Origin of the sequence: Clostridium pasteurianum (genome assembly GCF_001705235.1) — a bacterium.
Taxonomy (GTDB): domain Bacteria; phylum Bacillota; class Clostridia; order Clostridiales; family Clostridiaceae; genus Clostridium_S; species Clostridium_S pasteurianum_A.
Window position 1 is genome coordinate 2,884,000 of sequence record NZ_MCGV01000001.1, and the last position, 11,424, is coordinate 2,895,423.

The 11,424-nt window shown below is 31.4% G+C and carries 15 protein-coding genes; all 15 read left to right on the forward strand.

All coding sequences use genetic code 11. The annotated features are described in order from the left end of the window. The first annotated feature begins 5 nt into the window (after positions 1-5). The 15 genes from rpsD (at position 6) to BEE63_RS13025 (ending at position 11,420) form a co-directional block, all read left to right on the forward strand. Positions 6-626, forward strand: coding sequence for a 30S ribosomal protein S4 (gene rpsD, locus BEE63_RS12955; RefSeq protein WP_066021780.1), 621 nt, complete (start codon positions 6-8; stop codon positions 624-626). 60 nt (positions 627-686) lie between these two features. Next, positions 687-1,634: a DNA-directed RNA polymerase subunit alpha gene (locus BEE63_RS12960; RefSeq protein ID WP_066021781.1), complete on the forward strand. Its 948-nt coding sequence runs from the start codon at positions 687-689 to the stop codon at positions 1,632-1,634. A gap of 21 nt (positions 1,635-1,655) precedes the next feature. After that, positions 1,656-2,000: a 50S ribosomal protein L17 gene (gene rplQ, locus BEE63_RS12965; protein WP_066021782.1), complete on the forward strand. Its 345-nt coding sequence runs from the start codon at positions 1,656-1,658 to the stop codon at positions 1,998-2,000. A gap of 159 nt (positions 2,001-2,159) precedes the next feature. After that, positions 2,160-3,005: an energy-coupling factor transporter ATPase gene (locus BEE63_RS12970; protein WP_066021783.1), complete on the forward strand. Its 846-nt coding sequence runs from the start codon at positions 2,160-2,162 to the stop codon at positions 3,003-3,005. Continuing rightward, positions 2,990-3,850, forward strand: a complete 861-nt coding sequence (locus tag BEE63_RS12975) for an energy-coupling factor transporter ATPase (RefSeq protein ID WP_066021784.1) — start codon at positions 2,990-2,992, stop codon at positions 3,848-3,850. Before BEE63_RS12970 ends, BEE63_RS12975 begins: the two co-directional genes overlap by 16 nt. Then, on the forward strand, positions 3,847-4,650 hold the full coding sequence (locus BEE63_RS12980) for an energy-coupling factor transporter transmembrane component T family protein (RefSeq protein WP_066021785.1): 804 nt from the start codon (positions 3,847-3,849) through the stop codon (positions 4,648-4,650). The genes BEE63_RS12975 and BEE63_RS12980 overlap by 4 nt, the downstream gene beginning before the upstream one ends. Before the next feature lie 29 nt (positions 4,651-4,679). Then, positions 4,680-5,414 (forward strand): tRNA pseudouridine(38-40) synthase TruA, encoded by a 735-nt coding sequence (gene truA, locus BEE63_RS12985; RefSeq protein ID WP_066021786.1) that lies wholly within the window; start codon positions 4,680-4,682, stop codon positions 5,412-5,414. Between the two features lie 157 nt (positions 5,415-5,571). After that, on the forward strand, positions 5,572-6,006 hold the full coding sequence (gene rplM / locus BEE63_RS12990; protein WP_066021787.1) for a 50S ribosomal protein L13: 435 nt from the start codon (positions 5,572-5,574) through the stop codon (positions 6,004-6,006). Positions 6,007-6,031: 25 nt separating this feature from the next. After that, positions 6,032-6,424, forward strand: a complete 393-nt coding sequence (gene rpsI, locus BEE63_RS12995; RefSeq protein WP_066021788.1) for a 30S ribosomal protein S9 — start codon at positions 6,032-6,034, stop codon at positions 6,422-6,424. A 531-nt stretch (positions 6,425-6,955) separates the two neighbouring features. After that, positions 6,956-7,588: a DUF47 domain-containing protein gene (locus BEE63_RS13000; RefSeq protein WP_066021789.1), complete on the forward strand. Its 633-nt coding sequence runs from the start codon at positions 6,956-6,958 to the stop codon at positions 7,586-7,588. Continuing rightward, positions 7,581-8,573 carry an inorganic phosphate transporter gene (locus BEE63_RS13005; protein ID WP_066021790.1) on the forward strand — a complete coding sequence of 331 codons (993 nt, stop codon included), beginning with the start codon at positions 7,581-7,583 and terminating at the stop codon, positions 8,571-8,573. The genes BEE63_RS13000 and BEE63_RS13005 overlap by 8 nt, the downstream gene beginning before the upstream one ends. Positions 8,574-8,744: 171 nt before the next feature. Further along, the gene (gene cwlD / locus BEE63_RS13010; protein ID WP_066021791.1) at positions 8,745-9,434 is read left to right on the forward strand and encodes an N-acetylmuramoyl-L-alanine amidase CwlD; all 690 of its coding nucleotides are present in this window, start codon (positions 8,745-8,747) and stop codon (positions 9,432-9,434) included. Positions 9,435-9,531: 97 nt separating this feature from the next. Then, positions 9,532-10,374, forward strand: coding sequence for a fumarate hydratase (locus tag BEE63_RS13015; RefSeq protein ID WP_066021792.1), 843 nt, complete (start codon positions 9,532-9,534; stop codon positions 10,372-10,374). A gap of 10 nt (positions 10,375-10,384) precedes the next feature. Then, entirely contained in the window at positions 10,385-10,948 is a 564-nt protein-coding gene (locus BEE63_RS13020) for a Fe-S-containing hydro-lyase (protein WP_066021793.1), read from the forward strand. Positions 10,949-11,039: 91 nt separating this feature from the next. Then, complete coding sequence (locus BEE63_RS13025) at positions 11,040-11,420, forward strand: citrate lyase holo-[acyl-carrier protein] synthase (RefSeq protein ID WP_066021794.1); 381 nt, start codon at positions 11,040-11,042, stop codon at positions 11,418-11,420. Positions 11,421-11,424 lie beyond the last annotated feature (4 nt).

An 11,424-nucleotide genomic window follows, 5' to 3' on the forward strand; every position in this document is an offset into this window, starting at 1 on the left:
ATTTAATGGCTAGATATACTGGAGCTGTATGCAGATTATGCAGAAGAGAAGGCTTGAAATTATTCCTTAAGGGTGATAGATGCTATACAGATAAATGTGCATTCACAAGAAGAGGATATGCACCAGGAGCACATGGACAGAGCAGAAAGAAGATTTCAAACTACGGATTACAATTAAGAGAAAAACAAAAAGCAAAGAGAATATATGGAGTTCTTGAAAAACAATTCAGAATATATTATAAGAGAGCTGAAAGAATTAAGGGAATATCAGGTGAGAACCTACTTAAACTTTTAGAACTAAGACTTGATAATGTAGCTTATAAGCTAGGCTATGGTAGTTCAAGAAAAGAAGCAAGACAATTAGTTACTCATGGACATTTTCTTGTTAATGGAAAGAAAGTTGATATACCTTCTTATACATTAAAAGCTAATGATGTATTTTCTGTTTGTGAAAAAAGCAGAGGAACTGAGAAATTTAAGACTTTTGCAGAAAATCCAAAGACTTTACCATCATGGATTGAAGCAAACTATGATAATTTTGAAGCAAAAATAGTTGCAGAACCAAATAGAGAGGATATAGACACTCCAATTAAAGAGACATTGATCGTTGAGTTATATAGTAAATAATTTGACAGTATTCAATACCCTCAATATAGGTTGCCATTTTATTTTTAAGGAGGGTCATATATGTTAGAAATAGAAAAACCTAAAATAGAATGTGTTGAGTCTACAGAAGATGGTTCTTATGGAAGATTTGTTGTGGAACCACTTGAAAGAGGATATGGAACCACCCTTGGTAATTCATTAAGAAGAATACTTCTTTCATCATTACCTGGAGTTGCTGCCAACTCAGTAAAGATTGAAGGAGTACTTCATGAATTTTCGACTGTTAAAGGAGTAAAAGAAGATGTTACGGAGTTAATACTTAACATCAAAGCTTTATGTCTCAAAATGGAAGGTGACGATCCTAGGATAATTTATATAGATGCACAGGGACCTGGAGAGGTTACAGGTGCTGATATAAGAACTGATGGGTCTGTAGAAGTCATCAACAAAGATTTACATATAGCAACTCTCGATGCAGATGGAAAGTTATATATGGAAATTGAAGTTAGTAGAGGCAGAGGCTATGTCACTCAGAATAGAAATAAAAGGGATGACATGCCGATAGGCACAATAGCAGTTGATTCAATATATTCTCCAATCAAAAGGGTGAATTTCACTATTGAAAACACAAGAGTTGCTCAAATAACTGACTATGATAAGCTTACCATAGAAGTATGGGGAAATGGTACTATAAGACCAGAAGAAGCAATTAGTCTAGCAGCAAAAATACTTATAGAACATTTTAAATTATTTATGACTCTTACAGATCATGCAGATGATGTAGAGATAATGGTAGAAAAAGAAGAAGACAAGAAAGAAAAAGTACTTGAAATGACTATTGAAGAACTTGATCTTTCTGTTAGAAGTTATAACTGCTTGAAGAGAGCAGGAATAAATACAGTTCAGGAATTAACTCAAAGATCCATGGAAGATATGATGAAAGTCAGAAACCTTGGAAGAAAATCTTTAGAGGAAGTTGAACAGAAGCTTAAGGCTTTAGGATTATCATTAAAGTTAAATGATGAATAGTTAAAGTAAGGAGGTATAGGCATGGCATCAGGTTATCGTAAATTAGGTCGTCCTACTGATCAAAGAAAAGCAATGCTTAGAAATTTAGTTACTAGTTTTCTAAAGCATGGTAAAATAGAGACTACTGTAACAAGAGCAAAAGAAACTAGAAGTTTAGCAGAAAAAATGATTACTCTTGCAAAAAGAGGTGATTTACATTCTAGAAGACAGGTTCTTAGCTTTGTAACAGAAGAAACAGTAGTTAAGAAATTGTTTGATGAAGTCGCTCCAAAATACAACGAGAGAAACGGCGGATATACTAGAATGTATAAAATGGGACCTAGAAGAGGCGACGGAGCAGAAGTTGTTATATTAGAATTAGTATAATTACTAATTTTTTAAGGGATTAAGTTATCTTAGTCCCTATTTTAATAATGGATGTGTTTTAAAAGAAAGCTATATTTTAAATAAGTGTGACAAAGTGAGCACTTATTAAAATATAGCCATAATAATATAAAAACTGCATTGTATAATAGAGGTGTTCGTATGTACAATAAAATGGTTGAGTGTAAAAATGTAGTATATCAGTATGAAGGTGAAGATGAAACCAAGAATACCATTGCAGTAAATGATGTTACAATTGATGTTAATAAGGGAGAGTTTCTAGTTGTTCTTGGTAGGAACGGATCAGGTAAGTCAACTCTTGCAAAACATCTAAATGCACTTTTAGTACCAAGTTCAGGTAAGGTATTAGTTGAGGGAATTGATACTTCAGATGAAAAAAATGTATGGGATATAAGAACTAAAACTGGAATGGTTTTTCAGAATCCAGATAATCAAATAGTTGCAACAATTGTTGAAGAAGATGTAGCTTTTGGACCAGAAAACTTAGGAATTGAACCATCAGAAATAAGAAAAAGAGTTGATGATTCACTTAAAAATGTTGGAATGTATGAATATAGGAGACATGAACCGCATTTATTGTCTGGGGGACAAAAACAGCGAGTTGCAATTGCTGGAGTTTTGGCTATGCATCCTGAATGTATTGTTTTCGATGAATCTACAGCTATGCTTGATCCAAAAGGAAGAGCTGAAGTAATTAATACTATAATTGATTTGAATAAGAATTCCCATATAACGATAATACTTATAACACACTATATGGAAGAAGCAATAAATGCGGATAGAATAGTGGTTATGGATAAGGGAAAAATAATTAAAACAGGTATTCCAAGAGAAGTGTTTAAGGATGTTAAGACAATGAAGGAAATAGGACTTGATGTTCCGCAGATGACAGAACTTGCATATGAACTCAAAAAAAGTGGTATCAATGTTAAAGATGATATACTTACAATAGATGAGATGGTGAATGAATTATGCCGATTAAGATAGAAAATTTAACATATATTTATATGCCTGGAACACCCTTTGAAAAAAAGGCACTTGATAATATAAATCTTACAATAGATGATGGTGAATTTGCTGTATTTATAGGACATACAGGTTCAGGAAAATCAACGCTTATACAGCAGATTAATGGACTCTTAAAGCCAACTTCAGGAAAGATATTTATAGATAATGTTGATATAACAGATAAAAGTGTTAAATTGAATGATATAAGGAAAAAGGTTGGACTTGTATTTCAGTATCCAGAATATCAGCTTTTTGAAGAAACCATAGAAAAAGATATAGCTTTTGGTCCAACAAATATGGGCTTAAACAGTGAAGAAGTTATGATAAGGGTAAAAAAGGCAATGAAGATGGTTGGACTTGATTATGATATTTTCAAAGATAAGTCACCTTTTGAATTAAGTGGTGGTCAAAAAAGAAGAGTTGCCATTGCTGGTGTAATTGCTATGGAACCTAAGGTTTTAATATTAGATGAACCTACAGCAGGACTTGATCCTAAAGGTAGAGATGATATTTTATTTCAAATAAAGAAACTTCAACAGGAATATAATATGACAATAATTCTTGTTTCACACAGTATGGAGGATGTTGCTAAGGTAGCAGACAAAATCTTTGTTCTGTATGATTCTAAATGTATATTAAGTGGTTCATTAGAAAAAGTCTTCAATGAAGTAGATACTCTTGAAAAGGTTGGGCTAGCTGTTCCTAAAGTTACCTATCTTGTGAGAAAATTGAGAGAAAAAGGTTTTGACATATCCACAAATGTATTTACAGTTGAAGAGGCAAAAAAAGAAATTCTCAGAGTATTGGAGAGTGCTAAAAAATGATTAAGGATATAACAATAGGACAGTATATACCTGGAAAATCATTTATTCATAAACTGGATCCTAGAACTAAAATTTTAATGTCTTTGGTTTATATAATTGATTTGTTTATAATAAATCAATTCAAAGGATATATTTTTATAACTGTATTTACTTTTCTTATAATATTTGTATCTAAAATTCAAATGAAATACATTTATAGAAGTTTAAAGCCAATAGTAATACTTATAATATTTACTGGAGCATTGAATATTTTTATGACTACTGGGAATGCTGCGCCATTATTTCACTGGAAATTTATACATATATATAAAGAAGGCTTAATTTTAGCAGCATTTATGTCAATAAGATTAATATTTCTCATAATAGGTACTTCAATGGTAACATATACTACCTCACCAATTGAGCTTACAGATGGGATTGAGAAATTATTAAAACCATTTTCTAAAATAGGACTTCCAGCTCATGAATTTGCAATGATGATGACCATAGCACTTAGATTTATACCAACATTAATTGATGAGACGGATAAGATAATGAAAGCACAAATGGCAAGGGGTGCTGAGCTTGATTCTGGAAATATAATAAAGAAGGCTAAGAATCTTATACCAATACTTGTACCTTTATTTATAAGTTCGTTTAGGAGAGCAGATGAGCTTGCAATGGCAATGGAATCTAGATGCTATAGGGGTGGAGAAGGAAGGACAAGAATGAAGCAGCTAAAATTCACCTCGAAAGACTCAGTGGCTGTTATTTGTAATGTAATTCTTGTTGCGGTTTCAGTCTTTAGCAATTATGTATAGGAAATTTACTGATTATCAAGGTGTTATATATGAAAAATGTTAAGTTAATATTAGAATATGATGGTACTAATTATAGTGGATGGCAGAAACAAAAAAATGCTATAGCAATTCAGCAGATACTTGAAGAAAAGATAGAAAAAATAACAGGAGAAAAAATTGATTTAATTGGATGCAGCAGAACTGATTCAGGGGTGCATGCAAGAGAATATGTATGCAATTTTTTTACGAATACTGTTATACCTTCTAATAGATTTTTTCTTGTACTTAATCAAAAATTACCTGAAGATATAGTAGCTTTAAATTCTGAAGAGGTACCTTTGGAATTTCATTCACGTTTTAATAGTAAGGGCAAAATTTACAGCTATACAATTTTAAATACGATGCACCGTGCAGTTATTAATAGAAATTATGTATATCAATATGGTTACAAAATAAATTGTGAGTTAATGAGAGAAGGGGCACAGTACATTTTAGGAACACACGATTTTTCATCATTTAAAAGCAAGGGTAGCAATGCAAAAACCAATATTAGAACTATTAATGAAATTAAAATAGTAGAGGACAATAATAAAATAATTTTTTACGTTGCCGGTAATGGTTTTTTATATAATATGGTAAGAATAATAGTAGGAACTCTTTTAAAGGTGGGAGAAGGCAAAATAGAGCCTTCAAACATAAAAGATATCCTAGAATCTAAGGACAGAACTAAGGCTGGGAGAGTTGTTCCAGCAAGAGGTTTGTGTTTGGAGAAAGTTATATATTAAAATTCAAGATTTATCTATTGTTATTGTTGACATATGTAGTGAAATTATAGTATAATTTAAATGTTTGTTAATATGATTAAAAGATCCACTAGCCCCGGATCTTAGACATAGAAGAAACTCGTATAAAAGAAACAGATTTGTTCAAGGAGGAAAAACCATGAAATCGTACTTAGCGAAAGCAAATGAAGTTGAAAGAAAATGGTATGTTGTTGATGTTGCAGAGAAGCCATTAGGAAGAGCTGCAAGTCAAATAGCATCAATATTAAGAGGAAAAAACAAACCAATATACACTCCAAATGTTGATACTGGAGATTACGTAATAGTTTTAAATACAGATAAAATAGTTTTAACAGGAAAGAAAGCAGATCAGAAGATGTTTAGACATCATACATTGTATCCAGGTGGATTAAAAGAAATGACATATAAAGATGCAATTGCTAAAAAATCTGATTTTGTATTTTATGAAGCAGTTAGAAGAATGCTTCCTCACGGAGTGCTTGGAAGACAGATGCTTAAGAAATTAAAAGTATATAAAGGTGAAGAGCATGATCATGAAGCTCAAAAACCTGAAACTTTAGAATTAAGATATTAATCGAACGCCGGAAGGAGGATTTAAAATGGCAAAAGTACAGTATATAGGAACAGGAAGAAGAAAAGAAGCAGTAGCGAGAGTTAGACTTGTACCAGGAGATGGTAAAGTTACAATAAATAAAAGAAGTTCAGAGGAATATTTCGGACTTGAAACTTTAAGATTTATAGTTAATCAACCTTTAAATCTTACAGGAACTAAAGGAAAATTTGATGTTTTAGTTAATGTACACGGTGGTGGATTTACAGGTCAAGCAGGAGCTATAAGACACGGTATATCAAGAGCTTTATTAAAAGCTGATGAAACATTAAAAAGTGAGCTTAAAAAGGCAGGTTTCTTAACAAGAGATCCAAGAATGAAGGAAAGAAAGAAATACGGTCTTAAAAAAGCAAGAAGAGCACCACAATTCTCAAAGAGATAGAGATTACTGCTCTTCAAAGCAATTCAAAACCTCTCAGGATATTATCCTGGGAGGTTTTTATATAACTGTGGAAATATAATATAGTGATGGTCTATAGTCACAATTTAACAATCGCAATCATGTTAATTTCAGCGCATACAAAATTTAAAAGCTTTCCGTAATGAAAAGGAGAAAGGCTATCATTGTTTTACTCCAAAAGCCAAATAACAGTGTTTTGGAAACGATTTAAATAAAATTCAATAAGTCTTGCTCCAAATTATAAAAGTACTTAGAAATTTTAATTTGTTTGAACGATAGTGAGTTATTAAAATTTTTTAGTACTTTTATAATTTGTGGCTTAGACTTATGGATTTTATTTAATGTTTCAAAATACTGTTACCTGGCTTTATTTTTGTCTTCTATATTGCAATTCATTATGCTATAATATTTCATGGGGTGTGTTGTGGTTTATTATACAGGGTAAAGTAAATTAGTTAAAGATTATAATGTTTAAATTATTATAAAAAATACAAATAATGTAGGAGGAGTATTATGTTTAGTTTATCCCCAAAAGATGATAAGTTTTTCAACCTTTTTATTGAAAACTCGAAAACCATTTATGAAACTTCTTTATTATTTAGGGACTATGTGAATAATCCTGAAGATAGTGAAAACAAGCTCAAGGTTATAAAAGACATGGAGCACAAGGGTGATCATCAGCAGCATAATATTATAAATGAACTAAATAAAACATTTATAACGCCTTTTGACCGAGAAGATATTTACAGCGTTGCTACTCTTATGGATAACATTATTGATTATATGGAATCTGCAAGTAGTAGATTTGTAATGTTTGATGTTCACAATACTACTGAAGAAGCTAAACTTCTTGCAGACTTAGTAGTTAAAGCCTGCAAAGAAATTATAACTTTAATGACAGAATTTAAGGATATGAATAAAAGTAAGAAGCTTCAGGAAAGTGTAGTGAATATAAACAAAATAGAAGAGGATGGCGATTTGAATTTTAGGAGAGCTGTAAGGATTTTATTTACAGAATATACAGATCCTAAAGATTTTCTCCATGTAATAAAATGGAGAGAAATATATCAATACATGGAAAGAACTATAGATTCATGCGAATTATTAGCTAATCTTATAGAAGGAGTTGCTATGAAGAATGCTTAGTTCAGCTTTAATAATGACAATAGTTATTGTAGTGTTAGCTGTAGTATTTGATTTTATTAATGGATTCCACGATAGCGCTAATGCCATAGCAACGTCAGTTTCTACAAGAGTTCTAAGTATGAAATCAGCAGTTATTATGTCAGCTTGCATGAATTTTTTAGGAGCATTTATAAGTGATAAAGTTGCGAAGACTGTGGGAGATGGTATAGTAGACCCCTTTAAAATATCCCCTAGCGTTATTTTATTTGCACTTATTGCAGCTATTATATGGAACCTCATAACTTGGTACATAGGTATTCCAAGTAGTTCTTCTCATGCCCTTATAGGTGGACTCATAGGTTCAGCGGTTGTTTATAAAGCTAGCTTTGGCGTTGTAAACTGGATTAGTTTTTTGGACAAGATAGTTTTATGGTTAATACTATCACCAATAATAGGTTTTATTGCTGGATATTTATTTATGATAGCAATTGAATGGATATTTCGTCGTTCAAAACCAGCTTTTGTCACAAAGTTTTTTTCAAAGGCACAGATTGGTTCAGCAATGCTAATGGCGTTAAATCATGGTGGAAATGATGCACAAAAATCCATGGGAGTAATAACAATGGCTCTTTTAAGTTCAGGGATGCTTACAACTTTTAGTGTTCCTACCTGGGTAAAAGCAATGTGTGCTCTTGCTATGGCTCTTGGAACATCATTTGGTGGTTATAAAATAATTAAGACTATGGGTATGAATATGGCCAAGCTTGCTCCAGTTAATGGATTTGCAGCAGAAACAGGTGCTGCAGCAGTAATATTTTCAGCTACTATGTTCCATGCACCAGTTAGTACAACTCAGATAATTTCAACATCAATAATGGGAGTTGCTGCTTCCAAAAGAATCTCATCTGTAAGATGGATCCTTGCAAAGGATATATTAATGGCATGGCTTTTAACTATGCCTGTATGTGCAGCTATTGCAGCAATACTCACACTTCTTATAAGGTAAATTTATTTTAACACATAAAAATTAATATCTATATGTTTATTGTTAAATATATATTAAGATATGTACATAATGTAGTTCTCCTTAACATTTTAATTTTAATATGAATATTTTTGAGATTTCTGCTCAAAATATAATATAAATTATAAGGTGTTAGGGAGTGTAGATAGCAAGATGTTAAAAGGAAATGGAAAGCGTCTGCTTGTAAAAATTTTCAGTGTATTTATAGCTGTGATTTGTGTATTTTCAGTATATCCTCAAAATGTAAAAGCAGAAAAGGGAAAGAAAGTAATACTTATAGATCCTGGACATGGGGGCATTGATGGAGGAGCATCATTAAGAGATGGTACTCTAGAAAAGGACATAAATCTTAAAATAAGTTTAAGATTAAAACATGAGTTAGAAAAAAAGTATACAGTTGTTTTGACAAGAAGTGAAGATAAAGGACTTTATACTGAAAAAAGTAAAACCGTAAGAAAGAAAAAAGACGAAGATTTAAATAACAGATGTAAAATGAAAAAATCTTCGAAATGTGATGTTTTTCTGAGTATACATTTAAATATGTTTCCTCAGTCTCAATATCATGGAGCACAGGTATGGTATGCAAATAATGATGAAAGTAAAACTTTAGCAGCTATATTACAGAATAATTTACGCGAAGATCTTGATAAAAAAAACAAGCGAAAAGAAAAGGTATCTATTAATGATTATAGAGTGCTTAGAGACAGTGGCGATGTACCGTCAGTTATTGTAGAATGTGGATTTCTATCCAATCCTGAAGAGGCAGCTAAGCTTAAAGATGACGGCTATCAGATTAAATTATCTAAGTCTATTAAAAAATCTTTAGATGAGTTTTTTAAGTAGGTTTTACAAAATTTACGAATAGTATCAAAATAAAGGCTTAATTTTGTCTTTATTTTGTTTTATATATGGGTATAATTAAATTAAGGAGGTGCTGTAATTGCGAGAAATAGAGTCAAAACTTATAACAGAAACTGTAAAAAGATTATGTATTGAAACAAACTACTATTTGCCTGAAGATGTAAAAAAGAAACTATATAAGGCTTATGATGAAGAAGAATGGGATATAGCCAGGGATATACTCAGTAATATTAAAGAAAATGTCGATATAGCATGTGAGGAAAAGGTTCCAATATGTCAGGATACTGGAATGGCATGTGTTTTTATAGAAATTGGACAAGATGTTCATGTTACTGGAGATTTAATTGAAGACGCTGTAAATGAAGGAGTAAGACAAGGATATATTCAAGGCTACTTAAGAAAATCAGTAGTTAAAGATCCTATAAGAAGAGGAAATACAAAAGATAATACTCCAGCAATAATACATTATAATATAATAAAAGGTGATAAAATAAAAATAACTGTAGCTCCTAAGGGATTTGGTTCTGAAAACATGAGCAAAATTAAGATGCTTAAGCCAGCAGAGGGACTTGAAGGTGTAAAAAAATTCATATTAGATACAGTTGAAGAAGCTGGTCCAAATCCATGTCCACCAATGGTAGTTGGAGTTGGAATTGGAGGCACTTTTGAAAAAGCTGCTTTTTTAGCAAAGAAGGCACTTACTAGATCTATTAATGTACATAATAATGACAAATTTTATAAGGAACTTGAAGAAGAACTTTTAGATAAGATAAATATGCTTGGAATAGGACCTCAAGGTTTTGGTGGTAAGACTACAGCATTAGGTATAAATATAGAAACTTATCCAACGCATATAGCAGGTCTTCCTGTTGCTGTAAATATAAGTTGTCATGTTACACGTCATAAAAGTGAAGAAATATAGGAGTGATAAAATGGAAAAAATAATAACATCTCCTGTATGTGAAGAAGAATTGTTAAAGTTAAGAGCAGGGGATAGAGTATTTATAAGTGGATATATATATACTGCAAGGGATGCTGCACATAAAAGACTAATAGATCTTGTAGATCAAGGAAAGAAACTACCTATTGAGGTAAAAGATCAAATAATATATTATGCAGGACCTACACCAGCAAAACCCGGAAAGGTAATAGGGTCAGCAGGACCAACAACCAGTGGTAGAATGGATTCTTTTACTCCTAAACTTCTTGATATGGGGCTAAAGTGCATGATAGGCAAAGGAGCAAGATCAGAAGAGGTAATAAAATCAATTGTTGAAAATAAGGCAGTATATTTTGCAGCCGTAGGGGGTGCAGCTGCACTTATTTCAAAATCTATAGTTGAATGTAAAGTAATAGCATATGAAGATTTAGGTTCCGAAGCTATAAGAAAACTTAAGGTTGAGAAGTTCCCAGCCATAGTTGTAGTTGACTCTAATGGAAATAATCTTTATGAGATGGGTAGAAAAAATTATTTAGACAAATTTACAAATAAATAAAATATCGGGAACTTTATTTAATTATTGTGGTATAATAATTAAAGGAAACTTTGAAAGGAGCATAGAAGAGAAAGTATATTCTCATAATTACATGGATGATAAAAATTTGTTACAGCAAAATAAATCTAAAGCTGCTTTGGAAAAATTCCTGATAGATAAATATAAGATGGTTTTACTTGTTGCCTCAGTTAATTATACAGGCATCAATGGAAATCGTTATTTGATAGATAAGATAATAGACAGAATGTATCACGTAATTTCACAAAGATTTATAAAAAATATAGCTCTTAAAATTATAAAGGTCATGGAAGAAGGACCAGTAATATTTGTTGTTATTGACAGTGATGCTGAAGGAGTAATAAAAGAGATAGATGCTATAAAAAAAGATGGTTTACTAAGTTCTTATATGAATGTGAAAATTATAAACAAGGATAATAATATTGTTTATTGTGAAGATTTATTAGATCGTTAATTAA